Origin of the sequence: Vibrio sp. SCSIO 43009 (genome assembly GCF_023716525.1) — a bacterium.
In the GTDB taxonomy this organism is placed as follows: domain Bacteria; phylum Pseudomonadota; class Gammaproteobacteria; order Enterobacterales; family Vibrionaceae; genus Vibrio; species Vibrio alginolyticus.
This window is the reverse complement of record NZ_CP071842.1, coordinates 2,974,539-2,996,487: the sequence shown is the minus strand read 5'-3', so window position 1 is coordinate 2,996,487 and position 21,949 is coordinate 2,974,539. Positions and strand designations below refer to the sequence as shown.

The following is a 21,949-nucleotide window of genomic DNA, read 5'->3' as shown; positions in this document are numbered from 1 at the left end:
CAGGGGAGAGCAAACATGCAAATTGACAAACAACATATCGTTCACTGGCTAGAGTTATGTGCAAAAACGTATCAAGAGAATCAAGATTTTCTGACCGACCTTGATCGTGATATTGGTGACGCAGACCATGGTCTCAATATGAACCGTGGCTTTAAAAAAGTTGCTGAAAAACTGCCGCAATTTGCGGACCAAAATATCGGCAGCATTCTCAAGAATACGGGCATGACCTTACTTTCTAGTGTTGGTGGGGCAAGTGGCCCGCTGTATGGCACGCTGTTTATTCGCACGGCTGCCGCTGTCGGAACCCGAGAGCAACTAACGTTTGAAGAGTTGGTCGATGCACTAAAAAGCGGTGTGGATGGCGTGGTGTCTCGTGGTAAAGCAGAGCTGGGTGATAAAACCATGTGTGATGTTTGGTTACCCGTTTTAGTTAGCGTGAAGGCGTCGTTAGAAAATGGCATGAGCGCCGATCACTTACTGAATGAAATGGTTGAGCTAGCAGAAACGAACGTGGTTGCCACGATTGAAATGTTGGCGAAAAAAGGGCGAGCAAGCTATCTGGGGGAACGTAGTATTGGTCACCAAGATCCCGGTGCAACCTCTTCTTTGTTAATGATTAAAGCACTCCAGCAGGCAATAGCAGGTAATTAAGATGGTGGGAATTGTAGTTGTATCTCATAGTCGTCGACTTGCAGAAGGGGTGGCAGAACTTGCCACCCAAATGACGCAAGGCAAAGCCAAGCTTGCGATTGCTGCTGGGATTGATGATCCAGAGAACCCGATCGGAACCGATGCCATTGCCGTGATGGAAGCGATTGAGCAGGTACAAGATCAACAAGGGGTTGTTGTGTTGATGGATCTTGGCAGCGCGTTGCTTAGCACGGAAATGGCTCTGGACCTGATTGATGATCATGTGAGGGAAAATGTCACCCTTATCTCGGCACCTATTGTTGAAGGAACCATGGCGGCGTCGGTGGCTGCTGCTGCCGGACTACCTTTATCGACGGTAGTCGAAGAGGCACAGAATGCGTTAAGCGTAAAACAAGAGCATCTTGGTGATCAGCCACTAACATCCGCTGAGATAGCGCCAGAATCAGAAAACTTTGAGCAAGAACGGACATTTGATTGGGTAGTGCAAAATCCGCATGGATTACATGCTCGTCCCGCTGCGGCCATTGTTGGTGCACTCGCGCCTTTCGACTGCCAATTATGGTTGAAAAAAGGCGAGCGCCGTGTGAACGCGAAAAGCTTGAACAGCATTGCGAAACTTGGCGTTCGTAGTCAAGAGACGATCACCTTATGCGCACTTGGACCTCAATCCAGTGAAGCAATCAAGGCATTTGAAGCCTTAGCTAGTGAGCACTTCGGAGAAAAAGAGGCGGTTGAGCAAGGCATTGTCGAACCTGAAGAAAGTTCAGATACTCTGCTCGATGGCATGGCCTCAAATCAGATTGAAGGTGCTGTTGTTGGTATTCGAGTCAATGACGGTATCGCTACTGCTCCTGCTGTCCTTTTTACTCATGAAATGCCAGCTGTGCCTGAACGTGATTTCCAAAGTGAACAAGATGAAATTGAACGGGTTAAGCGTGCGATAGGCGTGGTTTTTCAACACTTGCAGGAGCAAGCGAAGCAGCCGAAAGGGGAAATATTTTCCGCTCATAGCATGATGCTCAGTGACCCAGAATTATGGGCATCGGTCGAGTCGCGAATTCAAACGGGCATGATAGCCGAGCAAGCTTGGGTAGAATCACTGCAAACGTTGGCCAAAGAGTTTCGCCAGGCAGAAAGTCAGTACATGCGGGAACGCGAAGCAGATGTGCATGATATAGCACGCCAAGTTATGGTCGAAATGACAGGCGTAACGCCTAATGCCATCGACATTAAGGAACCGAGTATTTTGTTGGCCCGTGACCTGATGCCTTCTGATGTGGCCGGGCTTGATAAACCTAAAGTGCTTGGTATCTGTTTGAGTGAAGGAGGGAAAACCTCTCACAGTGCGATTCTTGCTCGTGCGATGGGGATTCCTGCCATCGTTAAAGCTCAGGGTTGTCTTGATGCTGTGCGTGCTGGGCAAGTGGTGACTATTGATGGCTTTCGAGGGCATTTATGGTTCTCTCCTTCAGATGCCATACAACAGGAATTAGAAGCGCAACAAATTGAGTGGCAAAGCACCCGACAAAGTGCACTAGCGAGTGCTCAGCAAGCCGCAGTCACCTGTGATGGTGTCCATATTCCAGTATTCGCCAATATTGGTGGACCGAAAGATATTGATGATGCACTAACATCAGGAGCTGAGGGCGTTGGTCTATTTCGGACTGAGTTTCTATTTCAAAACAGTGATGAGTTGCCAACTGAGGAAGCGCAATACCAAGTGTATCGTGATATTGCCGCCGCACTTGGTGATAAGCCACTTACGATTCGTAGTCTAGATGTTGGCGGTGATAAGCCTTTAGCCGCTTATCCTATGCCAGCGGAAGATAATCCATTTTTAGGTTTGAGAGGGGTGCGGTTGTGCCTTCAACATGAGTCATTGTTTACCGCTCAACTTCGAGCCATTCTGAGAGCCTTTCACGAGCAATCGAATATTCAATTGATGATACCGATGGTGGCTCAGGTTGAAGAAGTGAGAAAAGTAAAAGTGCTGTTGGCGCATCAAGCAAGCCAACTCGGCTTGGATGCGACTCATTTGCCCGTTGGTATTATGATTGAGGTGCCAGCCGCGGTATTAAATGCTGATGCGTTAGCCCAAGAAGTCGACTTTTTCTCTATCGGCACCAATGATTTGACTCAATATGTTATGGCCGCCGATCGAGGTAACGCCGCCGTTGCTGAATTGGTGAACTACTTTGAACCATCGGTACTAAAAGCCATTGAGCTCACGTGTGCAGCAGGCGATCGCGCGGGCATACCGGTTAGTATGTGTGGTGAGATGGCTGGCGATCCAAATGCCACAGAAACATTGCTTCGCGTGGGGTTGCGAAAATTCAGCGCCAGTTCAAGTATGCTCCCGGGACTAAAAGCGCAGATTCGTCAGTTGTCTGTCGATGTTTAATCGATACCTTATCGTTAGTACATCTGTACCGGCGTGCTTACGCCGGTTTTACTTTTGTTATAGGAACGCCAATTCACGGCTTAATACAGCTTCATTTGCTCCTGCAGCCCAAACTTATTAATTTTTCTCCATAAGGTCGTGCGGCCAATTTGCAATGCTTTCGCCATATCATGCATTTTGCCATCACACTGATTCCAAGCTTGAACGATAGCTCTTCTCTCGGCTTCTTCTAACGTGATTACTGGCGTATTTTCTGCGGTATGGCGAGAATTCAGTTTAATGTCTTCAGGAATATCGTTCAGCTTGATTAAGTTGGAACTGCGGTTAAGCAAAATTCGCTCAGTTCGATTTCTTAATTCAGAGTTGTTGCCTGACCAACGAAAATTCATCAACGCTTCCAGTGCGACTGGCTCTATCGAGATAGTCACATTGTGGCGGCGTTCATAATGGCTGATAAGCTGCTGGACGAGAAATTCAATGTCTTCTTTACGCTTTCGTAGTGGCGGAATATGCAGCTCGTTCGAGGAGATTTCATAATAAAGTTGCCGACCAAATGAGCGTTGAGTGACATACTCGCTGATCTCTGACGCGGTGCTCGTGATAAGTTGAAAGTCTACGGGGATCAATCGCAAACTGTCGCTGCGGCTGACGAGCCCAGTTTTTAACAACTTAAGTAGCACGGCTTGTAAATCGGGCGACAGATATTCCACCTTTTCTAAAAAGAGCGTACCGCCATGGGCGAGCTCAAACTTTGAAGGCATGCCTTGCCCTTCGTCATACCCCAGGGTTTCTTTGACCAGTTGCTCTGTATTGATGGAGCGGCAGTTGAGCGTAATGAACGGCCCTTCTTTGTAGGTGCTTTCGTTATGAATCGCCATGGCGAGAGTGGCTTTTCCTACACCTTCTTCACCCGTAATTAGAATCGGTGATTTGGACTTTATGGCCCGTTTTGCCACGGTAATGACATGCTTCATTTTTCGTGAAATGACGGGCAAAGTGCTGAACGTATAGCGCGCACTGCCACCTATTTGTTGTTGAGCAAGTTCGCGAATTTTATCGATAGGGTGCAAGAACAATAAGTGTGTGCCGTCGTTGAGTGGACGCAAGGTGATGATCGCCTCAACAAACTCGCCACGAACCTCTACCGTTGTGAGTTTACGGTTTATGCTCGCACTTGACTCAATACTAGTAAGGACATTCGGTGGGAAGCGTAAAACAGAAAAGACTTCTTTATCCAAGACCTGACTGGCTTCAATGTTTAACAAGCGCTCTGATTGGTGATTTACCATGGTTATACGGCTTTCTTCATCCCAGGCCAGAAGGCCGTCATCCATGCATTCTAACGTTGCGTTGTGCGCACAAGTAAGGCGGTTCATGTTTTCTTGTTCCGACTGAATGTGGATTTGCAAGCTGACTTCTTTCGCGCTCGACGCGATGATGACTAAGTCTTCTTTCTTATAGCTTTCCGCTTTTCTGAAAAGGCATGTTGTACCGCGTAATTTGCCAAATTGGTCGAAAACAGGCGCCGCTACAGAGGCATAAGAGTGCAAGTGGCGATTGAAATGTTCGGCAGCAAAAACTTCACACGGGATATGAGTGTTGATACAGAGATTGACTGCATTTGTGCCTATCTTTCCTTCGGAGAGAAAACAGCCTTGTTTTATGCCGAGCGCTTGCATCTCTTGTCGCATAGAGTCGTGCCCGACGGTGGAGAGAATACAGCCGTTGCCATCGGTTACCATCAATAGCAGGTCTTCGTCCCCTAGCATGTCGTAAGTGTCTTCAAGTACGGTCGTGGCGCATTCGATGAGGTGCTCGTTGCGTTTCATCAGAGATGAGAAGGTAAATCCAGAGGCAATATGTGGCTTTGACCAGGTGTAAGGGCTGCATTGCTTTATGCAACGCTCCCACGATTCGAGGACGGGAGTGCGGGAAAATTCTGGAGATACCCAGTGGTGTTTCTGGAAAAACTCCCACTTAGTTTTAGTGTCTTCGATTGAAAGCATGCGATCCCGTTTCAATACTAGCGATAGATTGGTCTGATGTTACAGAGACATCGGAATATGGACTGTGATGGCTTTCACGCACGTTGTATAGAAGAATGTGCAAAAAGAGGGGCGAGTTGAGGAGGCTTCCTTGCCAGTTTTTCGATTAAAAAGGGCTGTCTTTGCCGAGCTCATTGCAAATCTCGACAATGGCAAGTGAGAGCCCTGACTTAATGATTTGTTGTTGACGTTGCAGTTGTAGCTGATAAAACTCAAGGTCGATGTCGTCATCTGGTTCGCTGACTTCCAGTTGCACCATGCCCATTTTCTTCACCAAGTGCAGTTTCTTAATTGGTTCTAGAATATTCGGGTCAGTGAATTCGTAATCTGAAGCGTCACTATTGAGTTGGTTTTTGAGTTTGATGATGTCTTCGATGTCGTGGTAAATGTCATCGGGGAGCACTCCCAAGCCAAACAATAACTTCAAACGAACAGATAGATCGCCCAGCGGTCCAGAGTCTTGTAGCAGCGGACCGACAACCGATTGAACAGCGAAGTTATCTTTACGAAAGATTCTTTGCACCAACCCGTCGATCGAATCGTTAAAAACGTCGACTGCTGCAATGAAAAAGCCTCGTACCGATGGTGCGCTGTTTAATCGCTCAATGATCTCGGTTTCGTTGATGTTATCTGCCATATACTGAATACATTTCTAATTATTAGCTATCCCAACTCTTCAAGCAGAGAAGGACATAGAAGGGGAGCCAAGCTCCCCTAGGTAAATCAAAGTTGGTTGTAAAGTGTCTCGATTTGAGCCACTTCATCACTGTCTTCTGCAAGACCTGTGTATGTCGCTAGCGTCTTCTTCACACCCACTTCTTTTAATGAGTTTTGTAGCTCTACGGCTTGTGGGTCAGTGTCGTTAGTGTACTTCAACGCAGCGGCAATGCCTTTCAAAAGTGTTTGATTTTCAGTGCCATACTCAATTGTACCGAGTAAAGGCTTCACTAATCTATCGTTTGCACCTAATTTACGAATTGGTTGGCGACCAACACGATCAACTTCATCAACTAAATAAGGGTTGGCAAAGCGTCCTAAAATCTTCTCGATGTAGGCGTTGTGCATGTCACGGTCGAAGCCGTAACGTTTGATCAGCACTTCACCACTCTCTTGCATCGCCTGTTTTACTTCAGCGTGAATGCTTGGGTCTTCAATTGCTTCACGAATGGTACGATGGCCTTTCAAGCAACCTAGGTAAGCGGTAATGCAATGGCCTGTATTGAGAGTGAATAGCTTGCGTTCTACGAATGCCATTAGGTTGTTGGTTCTTTCCATGCCAGCTATGTCAGGGATTTCGCCCTTGAATTGCTGCTCATCCACAATCCATTCGCTAAAGCTTTCTACCGTCACTTCTAGTGGGTCATCGTTCGCCGCTTCTGCTGGTGGCACGATGCGGTCTACCGCTGAATCGACAAAGCCAACCAATTCGTCTGCTTTCGCGTGTAATGATTCATCCAAGTGTTTGTACACTTCACCTTTTAGGTGTGTGGTGCCACGAACCATGTTTTCACACGCGATGATGTTCAATGGTTTATCGTTACCTGCTGCAAAGCGTTTAGCAATGCCGGTAGCGATGGTTTTTGCAATGATGTCCAGTACGTTAGGGCCAACCGCTGTTGTTACCAAGTCGGTTTTTACAATGCGGTCGATGACATCTTCACTGGCGGAGTTAACCGCGGTGACGTGAGTTACTGTGTCGATTTGGCACTCAGTACCCACCACTTTTACTTTGTATTCTTGCTTGTGACTCAGCTGATCGACGAGTGGAGCGTCAACGTCTGCGAATGTCACCTCGACTTCTGCGTCTGCTAATAGTTTACCGATGAAGCCACGACCAATGTTACCTGCGCCAAAATGAACTGCGTTTTTCATAATTCTTACCTACCAATGTCTAAAATGTTGACTTACGAAACTAGGGGGAGGCCAACCGCATAGGGGGTGACAGCTGACCTCATTTGCCTCAGGAGCAAATTAAAGGGGTAATTAAGCCGCTTGTTGACCGCCAAGGATGTTTAGAATCTCTTCCACATCGTTGGTGCTGGTTAGCTTCTCAATTGCCTCCGGCTCATCGAGCGCGTTCGTAATGGTGGTAATCACCTGGATGTGCTCATCGTTCTTAGCGGCAATGCCGATAACCAGTTTCGCTACATCATCGTCGTCTTCAGTAAATTGGATACCCGATGGGTATTGGCAGATTACAATGCCAGTTTTCTTCACGCGGTCTTTCGCTTCTACCGTGCCGTGAGGCACTGCGATAGATTCGCCTAGGTAAGTTGGAACCAATGCTTCACGCTCAAACATCGCGTCTACGTATTCTGGTTCTGCGTAGCCAAGTTCGACCAACTTGTTGCCCGCGAAGCGAATCGCTTCTTCTTTGTTGGCAGCTTTCAAACCTAGGTGAATGTTTTCACGCTGGATTTGGAACACCGACGTTTGCTGTGGCTCGAAGTTGTCGTCGTTTGCTGCCACGAGCGAAACTTTTACCATTTGGTCGTCATTGGCTGCGGATTGGTTTTGCGCTGCTAGTAGTTTGGTGACTAGCTGGTTGTACATCTCGCTGTCTAGGAAGTTAGTCAATGAAATGTGGTGTGCGTTTGGAGCATGCTTACGTGCACGATCCGTTAAGTCTTTATGAGTAATCACGATATCTGCACTCTCTGGTAAGCTGTTAATGGCAAGGTTGGTTACGTGGATGTTCAGACCTGCGTCTTGAACCTTTTTGCGTAGCATGCTCGCGCCCATTGCACTCGAGCCCATGCCCGCATCACAAGCGACAATGATGCTTTGTACTGTCGCTAGGTCTACGTCACCTTTGCTTTGGCTGTTTACCACCGCATCGTTTTTAGATGCAGATTTCATGTCTTTCATTTGTGATGTTGCTTTTTCTAGTGCTGCTTCATCACCGTCTTCTTCTGTGGACGTTTGTGTCTTCATTAGCAGTGCTGCTACGGCGAATGACACGCCTGTTGCTGCAGCTATAGACGCTAGAACACCAACGATTGAGCCTTTCTGAGTCATCAACAAGATTGCAAAGATTGAACCTGGTGATGCTGGAGAAACGATACCTGCGTTAAAGATAGTTAGTACGAATACGCCAGTCATACCACCTGCGATAGCCGCAAGGATTAGGCGAGGGTTCATTAGGATGTATGGGAAGTAAATCTCGTGGATACCGCCGAAGAAGTGGATGATTGATGCACCACCTGCAGTTTGACGAGCCGTACCTTTACCAAACACCATGTAAGCTAGCAGGATACCAAGACCAGGACCTGGGTTTGCTTCGATTAGGAAGAAGATCGACTGACCTGTTTCAGACGCTTGTTGGATACCTAGCGGAGAGAAGATACCGTGGTTGATCGCGTTGTTTAGGAACAGGATCTTCGCAGGTTCAACGAAGATTGAAGTTAGTGGTAGTAGGTGAGCAGAAACTAGGAAGTTAACGCCTGCCGCCAAGCCACCAGAAAGAATTTTTACGAATGGACCGATAAAGATGAAAGCAAGGATCGCACATAGCATGCCGATGATGCCCGCAGAGAAGTTGTTAACCAACATCTCGAAGCCACTTTTTACTTTACCATCGATGTAGTTATCGAATTTCTTGATAGCCCAGCCGCCCATTGGGCCGACCATCATTGCACCCATAAACATTGGGATGTCTGTGCCGACAATCACACCCATTGTTGTGATTGCACCGACTACCGCACCACGATCGCCACCAACTAATTTACCACCGGTGTAACCGATAAGTAGTGGCAGCAAGTAGGTAATCATTGGGCCAACCATAGAGGCTAACGTTTCGTTTGGTAGCCATCCAGTTGGGATAAATAGAGCAGTGATAAAGCCCCACGCGATAAACGCGCCGATGTTTGGCATTACCATGTTTGACAGAAAACGACCAAAATTTTGTATCTTGATCTTGGCATCTGGTGATATCATAACAATTCCCCGTTCGATGTTCTGATGAATCTTGTTGTAGTAAACGGTTCGCCAAAACCGTTTGTTTGATTGCTTAGTACCCAATCAATTTACCACACATTTTCCAATTGGAACTGACAACGGGTTTTTCGTGATCTACGCCCGCATTTCTTAGGCTGAGAAACGGTTTTTAAGTGACCAAGTTCAACTTATTAACTTGTAACTTAATAACAAAAAGCCACTTTTAAATCTGTCAATAAAAATCTTAGTGATCAATCCGATCTTCTGACAAATTTAAAATTAAAATACTTTGTGACTTTGATCACTTTTGATTTTTTTTGAAATTCGAATTAAATACTTGCGATGATCAATATCACGTTTTGTGTTGAGTTGTGGTGGATTTAAAGTGTGACTTGGGTCTGCTTTTGTTTTTTGTGAAAGTTTGTGACGGAATTGGTGAGATAAATGCTATCTAGATCTTTCGATAGATTGTATCTATAAGATTCTTTTCGGCGCACTTCACGGAGCACGCCTAATTAGTTAATTAAAGGGTAAATAAAGAGAGTCGCCACACGGTTCTTCTTATGATTCCCAACTCTCTACTTAATCACTGTTCTTAATCATCGTTGCTATTAGTATGATAGACGAGGTAGTCATGAGCTTGCTCGCGTCCCATATACCTTGCCAACGTCTTTTCTTGAACATCGCGCAAATCCACCATAATCAATCCATCTAGAGCGTTATTGAATGCAGGGTCGACGTTGAAGCATACCAGCTTGCCATTGAGGCTTAAGTACTGACGCAGCAAAACGGGCACTCCTTTCCCTTCATCGATTCTGGCAATGACACGTGACAATAGCTGTAAATCACCCAGAGCAGTGAGCATGCTGGTGTTCCAGTCACGGTGGTGCTCAGGAAGTGGGTTAGAAGGTGTGACGTACTCTGCGCAATTGTTGTCGTAGTGGTGCAGTGTCATTGATTGAGCCAGTAATTGACGTGCAGTATCGCTATAATCGTTGCTAATGCTTACCGGACCAAATAGGTGCGTGTAATCTGGGTTTTGATGCACGAAGGTTGCGATGCCTTTCCACAGCAGCAGTAGCGCGCTCATGCTCTTTTGATATTGCTGTGCAATCACTGAGCGCCCCATTTCGATGGATTTACCCATTTGGTCGATAAAGCGTTGGTCATAGTTAAACAACGTTCGTGAATACAGACCTGCTACGCCGTGCTTTTCAATCAGTTGATCAACCAGACCTAAACGATACGCGCCCACCAAGCATTGGTTTTCTCTGTCCCACACAAACAGATGCAGGTAATCATGATCGAAATGGTCAATGTCTATTGCTAGTCCCGTCCCTTCGCCAACCTGTCGAAAATTGAGCTCACGTAGGCGACCAATTTCATGCAGTAGGGAAGGGATATTCTGCGACTCCGTGCAGTAGACATCGAACTCACCACTTGTTAGCAGCTTGGACTCTTTTGGTAAGTTGTTCAGCTCTTCAAGCAATTCGCCTACGGGTAACCCTGCCGCTATTGGAGAGAGCCGTTCTGATGAGGAAGAGGGTTTCATCGATTGGGTCTCTCGATTGAGCAAGTAAGTGTTGAGCCGTAAATAGTTCACCACTTGATCATCGTTAAGTGTGCTGAGCTCTTTGAATTTGATTGATTGGCCAAAAGATAAGTCGATGGTTTGTGCTTGTTTATTTAGGAGCTCTCGACCAAGCAGTAGGGTACGCAAAAGTGGATGGATTTTCCCTGCCATATAGAAGCGTTTCGAGTTCTGACCACTGATGAATACTGGAACTGTCGTTGCTTTGTTTTTGCGGATCAGGCTACTTACGCTTCGACTCCACGATTTGTCTTCCAAGCGTTGCTGTTTGGCATCGACTAACTGGGAAACCTCACCGGCAGGAAAGACAAGCAATAAGCCGCCTTTCGCGAGGTGTTTATTGGCAGCTCTCAGTGCTTTCATATTCGATTTGACGGCGTCTTTGCCTTCAAACACATCAACACCAATAAAGAGCTGATCTAACTCCGGCACGGTTTTAAGGTATTGATTGGCTAGAATTTGGATATCGTCTCGTACCATCAACAAGAGTTCGGCCAAGATGACGCCTTCCACACAACCAAGCGGATGGTTCGCCACAATGACGGTAGCACCTTGTTTAGGTACTGAGTCGAGTGAACCATGAGCAATGCGATAATCGATACCTAAGATATCCAGCGTGAAGCGGAGAAAAGTTTTGGTATCGGCATTAACGGGGCGTTGGGCGTAGAACTTATCAAGTTGGTTTAAACCGGTTGCCCATTCAGCAACGTTTTCACCAATGCCAAACGGCGTTTTACGAGGGAGACGAAAAGGGGTTGAACTATCCATATTTACCTCAGCGTACAAGTTGCTGATTGGATAGTAGAAATTACAGATGACAGTTCAGAGGCAAAAGCATGAGCCTTTGGTGACAAACCAATGAAGCTTTATTGACTAAAGAAAACGGTATATCACTGTGCTATGAATCAAAACTCGCGTTATGTCTCCCTCTTAAAACAATAGATAGGCTATCTTATCTAGAACAAAGATTAAGCTAAGTTGATATTTATCAGGGGGAAATAATGGAACGAGTTTCCAATAAAGCAGCACTTTGGATTGGGCTAAGTTTGATACTTGGTCTTGGCATCCTTGGCTATTTTATGCAGCAGACGGCGGTGAAATACCGAGCCTATGAAAGAGTCGTGACAGTAAAAGGTTTGTCGGAGCGTGAGTATCCTGCTGATACGGTGATTTGGCCGATTCAATTTACTCTGGCGAGTAATGATATGGGAGCCATGTTTGATGAAATTGACCAGCAAACCCGTTTGATTTTGGACTTTCTAACTGCCAAAGGGCTTCCTGAAACCAGCGTTTCCCTTTCTTCCCCAGCGGTCATTGACAGAAAAGCACAGCAATATGGGAGCGAGCAAGACATTGAGTATCGTTATTTGGCCTCGCGAACCGTTACGGTTTACAGCCAGAGTGTTGATGTTGTTCGAGCGGCAATCAATGAAATAGGTGAGCTAGGAAAACAAGGCGTTTTGCTTAACCAAGATCCTTATGCAAATCGTGTTGAGTACAGCTTTACTAAGCTGAATGATGTGAAGCCAGACATGATCGAAGAAGCGACTAAGAATGCGCGTGAAGTGGCTGAGAAATTTGCGAAAGACTCACAGAGTTCACTGGGTAAGATCAAACGTGCAACTCAAGGGCAGTTCTCGATTTATGACCGAGACAGCAACACGCCTTACATTAAGAAAGTACGAGTGGTATCGACGGTTCAATATTACTTATCTGATTAAAGTCGCGCTCATATAGCCAATAGTTGGTCGTTCCATCACCCTCTGTTTGTAGAGGTATCTATGCTCTGTGATAGGGAAATCAGTCTTCGCTGACGCTATATACAAGTACTTTTTTATAAAACTAAGTTCTTAACAGTGATGAGGTGAGTTTGATAATAATCAAGCTCACTTGTTTCTTATGAGCGTAAGTTAGTATGACTTATTGCTAGAAGGAATTAGTATCATGGCATACAAGCACTTTGTTAGAGAACTACTGGGTTTAGCGATTGTTGTCTCTGTCGTCTTTGGTGTATTAGGCGTGATGTTAGAGCTCTTTGCACTGACGGCACTTTGGGAGCATCAGCAAACGATAGCCGATGTTTTCTTCCATGAATCTCTCTACTTCATCGTATTTTTAATCCCACCATACTTCCTCTGGAAGTTGATTAACCGCCCTGAATTGGTTTCTGCTGACCAAGCTTATTTGGCAATGAAGTTAGAAGCTGAAAGTCGACAATGAGTCAATTTAGTGAGTAATGAAAAGAAGAGGCTATGAGAAAACATTAGCCTCTTTCCTATCTGATTAGTGAGCAAAGTATTCGTTGCTTTATTGATTAAAAAGCTGCTTCGATTGTGCCTTTGAAAGTGCGATCGAGATAATCACGAATCGCTTGAGATTGATAAATAGAAACGAACTTTTTATACGCTTCATTATTTTTGTCTGCGTCACGAGTGGCGATGACCATGACTGCTAATGGGGCGTCTTTTGCTTCAAGATAGATACTTTGTTTCTTCGGATCTAAACCAGAAGACATTACGTAGTTCATTGTAATCGCAGCCGCGTCCACATCATCTAATGTTCTTGGTAGCTGAGCGGCATCTACCTCGACAAATTCAAATGACTTTGCGTTTTTTGTGATATCAGTTAGGGCGGCTTTATGACCAACACCCTGTTTCAGCTCAATTAAACCTGCATCGGCGAGTAGCAACAGACCACGACCACCGTTGGTAGGGTCATTTGGAAGCGCTATACGTGCATTGTTTGGAAGCTCTTGCAGTGAGCGATACTTATTAGAATAAAGCCCCATACGCATAAGAATGGACTGACCAATTGATACTAATTGGGCGTCATGGCTACTGTTGAAGTTGTCTAAAAATGGCTGGTGCTGATAGCTGTTAATATCGATGCTACCGTCGCTAAGGGCGGCATTAGGTGTCACGTAGTCAGAAAACTCAATGACTTCGACATTCAAACCTTGCTTCGCTGCCTCCTTCGCTACCGCCTCGACTACTTGTGCATGTGGTCCAACTGTCGCGCCCACTTTAATGACAGAGTCATCTTTTTCTCCACAAGCGCTTAAGCCGACTACTGCCGTGAGAATCAAAGCTAGTTTCTTTAAGTGACCAATACTTTTCATTGTAGCTCCATTTTTATTTTAGACGTCTATACGTTTGTATGTCCATCCTATCAGAAGTTGTCTGAGGGTCAATGGTTTAAATCACGAGCGGACATTTTGTTTCATTGCTACATATAGAAAGCCAGATAATAGTTAAAGAAAAGGGGAAGAGGAAAAGCTATTACGAGGTTAGTGACGAGTTACCGCAACCGAAACTGTACCCAAAGATATAAGATACAAAAAATGCTTATGGAGAAATCCGTAAGCCTTTTTTCGTTCCAGTCCTTTCCATATCTGGTCCGCAATTACTCCCGGTAAGCTCCGGTCCATCAGGTCAGCCGAAACACTTCACGTAGTCACTACAGAGTCACACTTCCTGTCTCAGAGTGATATCCACCATCAGAACCTTCTCTCGTCTGTACAGTACGAATCAGAGCAGATACATACCACTCAACACCAGAATCGAACCCCAGAAAAACTTCGCGCTGGAACCAACAAAAATATAACCAACATCCTGTCCATTAGCTGAAGTTATTAATATAGATATGGGATGGATAGCTAGTTCAGTGGCGGGAAGGATACCCATGATCCTAAAGCTCTCAGAACTAGCCAGTCAGGAAAAAACAGCATTCAATGATGACCGATTACCCTCAGTGGTAATCGGTCTGTTATCTCTTAAGTGATTTAGGTCAGTAATCATCGGCACTCAACCACAGCACCAGAAACAGCAGCTAATCACGGGCCTGGTATTCATACTGGAACCGGAAAAACTAACGGCACACTGGATTACAGCGCGAATCTGGTATGAGTTAGGGCTAAGAGTTGGGTTAGTGGAATAGGATGTGAATCTAGCTGGTTACTGTCGGGACTGTCACGGCTGTCAGAACCGTCGCAACTGTCAGGGCAACAGGAAAAAAATACATCTACTGCCGCCGCCGTCGGGAGGAAATGCACAACTCAAATAATCCTAAAATCGCAGCTAAAGACCGGATAGAGACCGGACCGACGACGCCGTCGCGATAACTACAGAAACTACATCATGCAGGAAGTTAGGCAGGATAAGCCTTAGAGAAAGATTACAGGGTCAGTCTGATGTGACCGACCCAGCGATCTAGGATTTTAGTTAGTATGATTTGTGAGAGTCACACTCAGATGAATCATTAGATTTTTGGCTGTATTTTGAATACTTCTGGGCAAGCTTATGTTTATTTGCCCTAGCATCCCTTGTTTTTCTTATCACAGCCCTAGTTTCTCGAGTTTCTCGTTCATATATATAGGAAACATTTTCTTGATAGTTACTGTTTTTTTTCGCATTATCCTTGGCTACTCGAGCACTAGAGCCTGTGGCGTAAACACCATTATAGTATGCGACGGTTACTTTCTTTTTCTTCTTTTTTTTGTCTTTGCTATCAATCATGCTCCAACCCCTCCATAAATTGAGATAAGCGGACTTTCCTCTGTAGCATAGATGACATTGGGAGTATCTGCCTCTGTATTTACCTTACCAACAGAGCTCCATTCTGAATCATCCCTCATGCGGTAATAGGTTAACGTTGGGTCATTTGAATACTCATCAAATACCAGTCCGAGTGGTACATAACGTTCAGTACTCAAGAATCGAGAAAAGGCGCGGTTAGCAGAAACTTTGCGGTCTACACTAACAAAAACAAAATGGACTTTATAGCCAGCTTCAATCAATGCATTGCGCAAGCCTCGTATAGAAGAACAATCATAGCCTATTTTAGGTATTACTATGTTGGCGCCTTCTGACACCATGAACTCATGTACAGATTTTTCTTCCTCAAATTCAGGCTTGGTACTTCCAGATGTAAGTAACGATGATTCGGCATGTACTAAGCTTGCGCCTTGAGGGATACAAAACTCAGGAAACTTTCTTTTTGCATAGTCTGAGTCAATGATTGCCGCTCCCTTTAGTTCTGCAATTAGGTTTGATACGGTGGATTTTCCTGACGCAGGTAAACCAGTAACAATTACCGCTTCTTGCTCATACTTTAGCCCGCTTTGAGGCAGGATTCCTCCGCGCCCTAGTTTAATCTGGTCGTCATCATCAAGGCGTGTGTTGCTAATTAGCTCTTCAAATATCCTACTTCTTAAATCTTCTCTTAGTTCATTAGTGCGATAGGATGTATGTCGACTATCTTCACTTGTTAACGTCGGCTGATTTACTGTTGCAGATAGTAGCTTCTCCGCTGCGACGAGCTTTTGAATATGATCACCGAGTTCAATAGTGTTTTTTAAGCCTAACACCTTAGTTAAGAAGTCTACTGCCAATTTATTTTGGTCTAATGGCCTTGAATAGTATCTCACTTAATGCCTCCTGCTATGAGATTTTTCCGGTCAAGTTTTGTACATAAATATAAAACTTATCACATAACAGTTTCTGCAATACAGATCTAATTTTCAAACTCGCCTTTATTTCGCGGAGGTTATTTGTCTGGAAAACCTGATTAGAGAAAATTACGTTTCAAAGTGTTTGGAATTGCCGAATCAGTTTTAAAATCAAAAACATATTAACACTATGATACTGATAATCATGGAGTTAATTATGATCAAGCTAACTACCCTTCAACAAATCACAATCCTACCAATCACCACAACACTACAAGAACAAGTCAAATCCATTCTCACCGAGCCATTTCACGATGAATCTGAAACCCAACAGACATGGGATGAACTGCAATGTGAGCTCTAGTTCCTAACCTCAATTTCGGACCTATCTGCCGTCGTCGTCGACGATATCGAAATGCTAAAACGAGCACTGACCTACACCGAATTCGAAGACGACCTGGACTATGGAGCAGTACTCACTCTGAGCATTGTCGAGGACTCTGGCAAGGGTATCTACATGCTGATGCCTAAGACACTACTCACCGAATTACGCCAATACTTCTCCATCGAGAATGACTAAGGAGGCAGTGATGCAATCCCGAAAATTCAAATTCAATAAACGCCAACTCGACTCACTTCCACCGACGCCGACGACAAGCAAAAGTAAGGAAACTGAATACACTGACGAGTTATGTTCTGGCCTCAAGATGATCGTCAACCGCCAAGGTCGGAAGCGTTTCTTGTTCAGATATACCCTCCACGGAACCAAGAAATCCATCCAGTTAGGTGAGTATCCTGGACTAGACATCAACACTGCTCGTCAGATTGCCAATGACCATAAACGGGAAATTGCTCTCGGTAATGACCCCAAGGCTATTCGTGATGAGAAGCGCAACATACTCACATTTCAGGAATTCTCTGAGCTACATTACTTGCCCTACGCAATGATGAATAAGCTCACTGCTAAAAGTGATGCGGGTAGTCTCAAGCTCCATTTCTATCCAAAATGGGGAAAGAAACCTCTCACTGATATCGGTCAGCAGGACATTCAGAAATTGTTGGACGGGTTACTAGAAGGAAGAAAGCCAGCCACGGTAAACCGTCTACGTTCCTTAGTCCTTCGCATGTTCAGACTCGCAATGGAATGGGGATTCGTGGACAAGAATCCCGGTCAGTACATACGAAAGCTCAAGGAGAATAATGTAAGGCAAAGGTTCCTTTCACGGGCCGAGGTTTCTAGATTCATCAAAGCATGTAACGAAGAACCCAATCGCACTCAATCTAACGCATTGAAATTCGCTCTGCTTACTGGGATGCGAATCGGGGAAATTACCAGTTCGAAATGGGAGTGCCTTACCGTCGACGACGACGGCAATTGGAGCTTATTTCTACCACACACAAAGTCTGGGTTGTCGAGAACAGTCCTATTAAATAATCTAGCTGAGAGAGTAATAAATGACCAACTACGATTTCAACAACCGAAGAACCCCTATATCTTTGCCGGAGATGCACCCGGTAGACCTATCGCCCATCCGAAGAAGGCATTCGCCCGAATCAAGAAAGCTGCTGGTATAACCGATAATTTTCGTATCCATGACCTCAGGCATAGCTTTGCATCGATCCTAATCAATTCAGGTAATGCCACGCTATATGATGTTCAGCATTTGTTGGGGCATCAGTCTCCGCAAACCAGCACCAGATATGCTCATTTGGCTAGTTCAAGGCTGAGGGAGGTAAGTGCTAATGTGGCGGAGTTGGTGGGAGATGTAAGTCAAAGATAGACCAGAAGCGGCCAGTGAGTTACTGGCTGTTTTTTTTTGGGTTAATTAATTAAGTATATTACTTAAGCGAAAATTTACGTTATTATTCTAAATATAATGTATGCAAAGGTAACAAAATGAAATACTTAATTTTTTTATCAGTCTTCGTTCTGGGTTGTTCGGGGCAGTATGTACAAAAAAGTGCTGTAACGTCAGACATAACCTCTGAGACAAAAAATTCAATAGCCATATGTGCGAGTCAGTTTTCAGACGATCAAATGGTATACCTAGAAGGTGAGTACCTAAAGGAAAAAGCTCGGATCTCGGGTGGGGCTAGCAGTGAAAGTAAAGGGATTGTAGTTGATCAATCAGGCATGACTGGCCAAGAAAAATTAGCTCTAAAGAAAATGTACTATGATTGCATTGAGTCTCATAAGCAAAAAAAAAACATGAGTTAATTATCACTAAGTCTTATATGACGCCATGGTACCTGTTTTTTTCCGACAAACCGTTAGCGTTCTTGTCTATGGATGTTATGAACCTATCTAATGAGCCAATTTTGATTACCTCAGCGGAGGCATCACTTACTCAAACGAATGGGAAATTAAGTAGAGAAGGGCAAAATTTTGGTGGGATGTCTTTTTTACCTCAAGATAATGATCCTGTACTCATTTATCCAGGCAAAAAGGAAACGATTAGTATCAATATTGGATTTCAGCTAGAAGGTTTAGAACCGTTCCTGGAAGCTATGGAGCTAGATAAACAACACTATGTTCCACCATCAGATGAACCTGCCAAACTCAGATACGTGAACAATTTAAACCTTATTAAATACATGAATTCTTATTTAGAGTTACAATATGGAAAGGACGCCTCAATTGAAATTACTTTATATTCAGGAATTAAAACTGAGGTATATTCCAAAGTATTTCGTTTAGGTGACGGTAGAAACATGTTTGATAACTCGGGCAACATTGATTGGTCTGCTTTTTTAGGTGAGCTTGCTCATATAAAACAAACTAAAAAGTAAAAATCTAGATAACTAACCACCTAACACCCCAACCCCCAATCTAAAATCCTAGATCGCTGGGTCGGTCACATCAGACTGACCCTGAAATCTCTCTCTAAGGCTTATCCTGCCTAACTTCCTGCATGATGTAGTTTCTGCAATTATCGCGACGGCGTCGTCGGTCCGGTCCCTATCCGGTCTTTAGCTGTGATTTTGGCTAGATACCGAGCTGGACACGAACCCTAATGTAAATTTCTTATTTAGGTTTTCCGTCCAGTTTGCCGACGGCGGCGGCAGTAGATGCATTTTTTCCTGTTGCCCTGACAGTTGCGACGGTCATGACAACCGTGACAGTCCCGACAGTAACCAGCCAGATTCCCATCCTATTCGACTAACCCAACTCGTAGCCCTAACTCATACCAGATTCGCGCTGTAATCCAGTATGCCGTCGGTTTTTCCGGTTCCAGTATGAATACCAGTCCCCTGATTAGCCGCTGTTTCTGGTGCTGTGGTTGAGTGTTGCTGATTACTGGCCGAAATTACATTAGAGAAAGACAGACCGATTACCACTGAGGGTAATCGGTCATCATGATTCAACATTCATCTTGTCCTAATCTTCGGTGCTGAGTCTCCTGCGTAATCTCAGCTAGAACCCCATTCAGTTATCTAAATTATATTTATATTAATAACTAGACCTAATGGGACAGAATGTTGGTTATATTTTTGTTGGTTCCAGCGCGAAGTTTTTCTGGGGTTCCGGTCTGATGTTGAGTGGTATGTATCTGCTCTGATTCGCGTTGTACAGACGAGAGAAGGTTCTGATGGTGGATATTACTCTGATAGGGGAAGAGTGACTCTGTGGTGACTACGTGGAGTCTTTCGGCTGAGCCAATGGACCAGAGCTTACCGGAAGTAATTGCGGACCGGATATGAAAAGGACTAGAACGAAAAAAGACCCGTAGATTTCTCTACGAGCCTTTCGGAATATGGTGGCCCCTCGCAGACTTGAACTGCGGACCAATCGATTATGAGTCGACTGCTCTAACCACTGAGCTAAGGGGCCTTAATAGGACAACGATTATAGGGGAAGCGTTGCAAGGTGTCTAGATACCAACTAGGGCAATTGCGCTTAGTTTTTATCCACTTAGAACAGTAGATAATAAAAAAGGTGACCTAAAGTCACCTTTTTTGATTTCTAAAAGCTTATATGCGCTGCGATTATTCGTCTAGGAAGCTGCGCAGAGTCTCTGAGCGGCTTGGGTGACGAAGTTTACGTAGTGCTTTTGCTTCGATCTGACGGATACGTTCACGAGTAACGTCGAACTGCTTACCAACTTCTTCTAGAGTATGGTCAGTGTTCATGTCGATACCAAAGCGCATACGAAGTACTTTCGCTTCACGTGGCGTTAGACCTGCAAGCACGTCTTTTGTTGCCACTTTAAGGCTAGTTGCAGTTGCAGAATCTAGCGGAAGTTCTAGCGTTGTATCTTCGATAAAATCACCTAGATGCGAATCTTCGTCGTCACCGATTGGTGTCTCCATTGAGATAGGCTCTTTAGCGATTTTTAGTACTTTACGAATCTTGTCTTCTGGCATTTGCATGCGCTCTGCCAGTTCTTCCGGTAGTGGCTCACGACCCATCTCTTGCAACATTTGACGAGAAATACGGTTTAGCTTGTTGATCGTTTCGATCATGTGTACCGGAATACGAATCGTACGTGCTTGGTCCGCGATTGAACGAGTGATTGCCTGACGGATCCACCACGTTGCGTAAGTCGAGAACTTGTAACCACGACGATATTCGAATTTATCTACCGCTTTCATCAGACCGATGTTACCTTCCTGGATGAGATCCAAGAACTGTAGACCACGGTTGGTGTATTTCTTCGCGATAGAAATTACAAGACGCAAGTTCGCTTCAACCATCTCTTTCTTCGCACGGCGAGCTTTTGCTTCACCGATAGACATACGACGGCTGATGTCTTTAATGTTCTGTACGTTTAGAGAAGTCTCTTCTTCAATCATTTTTAGCTTAGCGATTGAACGACGGATTTCTTCTTCGTTACGTTTGATCTTTTCAGCGTATGGCTTGTCTGAAGCAAGAACTTCATCCAACCAAGCTTCACTTGATTCATTACCAGTGAACAGCGCGATGAATGATTTCTTCGGCATTTTGCCGTATTCAACCACAGACTTCATGATCAGGCGCTCTTGAGTACGAACGCGATCCATAGCAGTACGCAGTTCATTCACTAAGTGATCAAACTGTTTAGGCGTTAGACGAAACTCGCGGAATACGTCTAGCATCATTTCATTAGCAACGGTTGCTTTCGGGCTGTTATAGCCGTACTCGTTGATTGCTAATTGAAGATTTTGATAGGTGCTGCGTAGTTGGTTGAATTTCTCTAGCGCTAATTCTGGATCGATACCTACATCTTCTTCAGAATCATCTGAATCGTCATCGCTATCTTCGTCATCATCAACGTCTTCATCGTCTTCTTCTTCTAACTGAGATTCAGTCAGTTCAGAACCGATGTGTGTTGCCGTTGGTGCTGCGGTGTCGTCAGCATCTGGATCTACAAAACCTGAAATTAGGTCTGTAAGACGTAGTTCTTCAGCTTGAACTTTGTCAAATTGCTCAAGAATGTACGGAATTGTGCCTGGGTATTCAGCAACAGACGATTGAACTTGGTTAATACCTTCTTCAATACGTTTTGCGATGTCGATTTCGCCTTCGCGAGTTAGAAGTTCGACAGTACCCATCTCACGCATGTACATACGTACTGGGTCTGTTGTACGACCAATCTCACTCTCTACGCTAGAAAGTGCAGCGGCTGCAGCTTCGGCTGCATCTTCATCGGTAATATTTGTGTCATCGTTCAGTGCTAAATCATCAGCATCAGGAGCAGTTTCTACTACCTTAATGCCCATGTCGTTGATCATCTGAATGATGTCTTCTACCTGTTCTGAATCTACGATTTCAGCAGGTAGGTGGTCATTTACTTCGGCGTAGGTCAGATAGCCTTGTTCCTTGCCTTTAATAACAAGTGACTTTAGCTGTGACTGCGGATTGTGATCCATAGACGGTATCCAACTTCGTAATCTGGTGA

The 21,949-nt window shown here is 44.8% G+C and carries 17 protein-coding genes, 1 tRNA gene and 1 pseudogene; 8 read left to right on the top strand and 11 right to left on the bottom strand.

Annotated features, from left to right (window positions below):
- Positions 1-15 precede the first annotated feature (15 nt).
- Both dhaL and ptsP read left to right on the top strand, forming a co-directional pair.
- The gene (dhaL, locus tag J4N43_RS13840) at positions 16-651 is read left to right on the top strand and encodes a dihydroxyacetone kinase subunit DhaL (protein WP_213961948.1); all 636 of its coding nucleotides are present in this window, start codon (positions 16-18) and stop codon (positions 649-651) included.
- A 1-nt stretch (position 652) separates the two neighbouring features.
- On the top strand, positions 653-3,052 hold the full coding sequence (gene ptsP / locus J4N43_RS13835; protein WP_252094118.1) for a phosphoenolpyruvate--protein phosphotransferase: 2,400 nt from the start codon (positions 653-655) through the stop codon (positions 3,050-3,052).
- A gap of 80 nt (positions 3,053-3,132) precedes the next feature.
- Here ptsP and dhaR read toward each other — a convergent pair whose 3' ends face one another.
- The 5 genes from dhaR to J4N43_RS13810 form a co-directional block, all read right to left on the bottom strand.
- On the bottom strand, positions 3,133-5,058 hold the full coding sequence (gene dhaR, locus J4N43_RS13830; RefSeq protein ID WP_252094117.1) for a dihydroxyacetone kinase operon transcriptional regulator DhaR: 1,926 nt from the start codon (positions 5,056-5,058) through the stop codon (positions 3,133-3,135).
- Between the two features lie 145 nt (positions 5,059-5,203).
- Positions 5,204-5,734 carry an MltR family transcriptional regulator gene (locus tag J4N43_RS13825; RefSeq protein ID WP_005379708.1) on the bottom strand — a complete coding sequence of 177 codons (531 nt, stop codon included), beginning with the start codon at positions 5,732-5,734 and terminating at the stop codon, positions 5,204-5,206.
- An 86-nt stretch (positions 5,735-5,820) separates the two neighbouring features.
- Positions 5,821-6,969 (bottom strand): mannitol-1-phosphate 5-dehydrogenase, encoded by a 1,149-nt coding sequence (locus J4N43_RS13820; protein WP_005379709.1) that lies wholly within the window; start codon positions 6,967-6,969, stop codon positions 5,821-5,823.
- 111 nt (positions 6,970-7,080) lie between these two features.
- Positions 7,081-9,033 carry a PTS mannitol transporter subunit IICBA gene (locus tag J4N43_RS13815; RefSeq protein ID WP_005379710.1) on the bottom strand — a complete coding sequence of 651 codons (1,953 nt, stop codon included), beginning with the start codon at positions 9,031-9,033 and terminating at the stop codon, positions 7,081-7,083.
- Between the two features lie 595 nt (positions 9,034-9,628).
- Entirely contained in the window at positions 9,629-11,392 is a 1,764-nt protein-coding gene (locus tag J4N43_RS13810; protein ID WP_213893936.1) for a bifunctional lysophospholipid acyltransferase family protein/GNAT family N-acetyltransferase, read from the bottom strand.
- A gap of 233 nt (positions 11,393-11,625) precedes the next feature.
- Between J4N43_RS13810 and J4N43_RS13805 the strand changes: the two genes are divergently transcribed.
- Together J4N43_RS13805 and J4N43_RS13800 are read left to right on the top strand one after the other, a co-directional pair.
- Positions 11,626-12,345 carry an SIMPL domain-containing protein gene (locus J4N43_RS13805; RefSeq protein WP_054576654.1) on the top strand — a complete coding sequence of 240 codons (720 nt, stop codon included), beginning with the start codon at positions 11,626-11,628 and terminating at the stop codon, positions 12,343-12,345.
- 223 nt (positions 12,346-12,568) lie between these two features.
- Entirely contained in the window at positions 12,569-12,844 is a 276-nt protein-coding gene (locus J4N43_RS13800; protein WP_005379716.1) for a hypothetical protein, read from the top strand.
- Between the two features lie 94 nt (positions 12,845-12,938).
- Here the strand turns inward: J4N43_RS13800 and J4N43_RS13795 are convergent, their stop codons facing one another.
- From J4N43_RS13795 to J4N43_RS13785, 3 genes are all read right to left on the bottom strand, one after another.
- Entirely contained in the window at positions 12,939-13,742 is an 804-nt protein-coding gene (locus J4N43_RS13795; RefSeq protein WP_137281695.1) for a MetQ/NlpA family ABC transporter substrate-binding protein, read from the bottom strand.
- A gap of 1,102 nt (positions 13,743-14,844) precedes the next feature.
- Positions 14,845-15,138, bottom strand: a complete 294-nt coding sequence (locus J4N43_RS13790) for a hypothetical protein (RefSeq protein WP_039479183.1) — start codon at positions 15,136-15,138, stop codon at positions 14,845-14,847.
- Positions 15,135-16,049: a zeta toxin family protein gene (locus J4N43_RS13785; protein WP_140062342.1), complete on the bottom strand. Its 915-nt coding sequence runs from the start codon at positions 16,047-16,049 to the stop codon at positions 15,135-15,137. Before J4N43_RS13785 ends, J4N43_RS13790 begins: the two co-directional genes overlap by 4 nt.
- A 238-nt stretch (positions 16,050-16,287) precedes the next feature.
- Between J4N43_RS13785 and J4N43_RS13780 the strand changes: the two are divergent.
- From J4N43_RS13780 to J4N43_RS13765, 4 genes and pseudogenes are all read left to right on the top strand, one after another.
- Positions 16,288-16,650: pseudogene (locus J4N43_RS13780) on the top strand (hypothetical protein).
- A 10-nt stretch (positions 16,651-16,660) separates the two neighbouring features.
- On the top strand, positions 16,661-17,851 hold the full coding sequence (locus tag J4N43_RS13775) for a site-specific integrase (RefSeq protein WP_199266803.1): 1,191 nt from the start codon (positions 16,661-16,663) through the stop codon (positions 17,849-17,851).
- Between the two features lie 116 nt (positions 17,852-17,967).
- Complete coding sequence (locus tag J4N43_RS13770; protein ID WP_164667181.1) at positions 17,968-18,288, top strand: hypothetical protein; 321 nt, start codon at positions 17,968-17,970, stop codon at positions 18,286-18,288.
- A gap of 77 nt (positions 18,289-18,365) precedes the next feature.
- Positions 18,366-18,860 carry a hypothetical protein gene (locus tag J4N43_RS13765; protein WP_158159551.1) on the top strand — a complete coding sequence of 165 codons (495 nt, stop codon included), beginning with the start codon at positions 18,366-18,368 and terminating at the stop codon, positions 18,858-18,860.
- 393 nt (positions 18,861-19,253) lie between these two features.
- Here the strand turns inward: J4N43_RS13765 and J4N43_RS13760 are convergent, their stop codons facing one another.
- The 3 genes from J4N43_RS13760 to rpoD all read right to left on the bottom strand — a co-directional run bounded on the left by J4N43_RS13760 (position 19,254) and on the right by rpoD (position 21,920).
- Positions 19,254-19,439: a hypothetical protein gene (locus tag J4N43_RS13760; protein WP_158159552.1), complete on the bottom strand. Its 186-nt coding sequence runs from the start codon at positions 19,437-19,439 to the stop codon at positions 19,254-19,256.
- Positions 19,440-19,826: 387 nt separating this feature from the next.
- Positions 19,827-19,902: transfer RNA gene (locus J4N43_RS13755), tRNA-Ile, on the bottom strand.
- A 155-nt stretch (positions 19,903-20,057) separates the two neighbouring features.
- Positions 20,058-21,920 (bottom strand): RNA polymerase sigma factor RpoD, encoded by a 1,863-nt coding sequence (gene rpoD / locus J4N43_RS13750; RefSeq protein ID WP_005395986.1) that lies wholly within the window; start codon positions 21,918-21,920, stop codon positions 20,058-20,060.
- Positions 21,921-21,949: the final 29 nt, after the last annotated feature.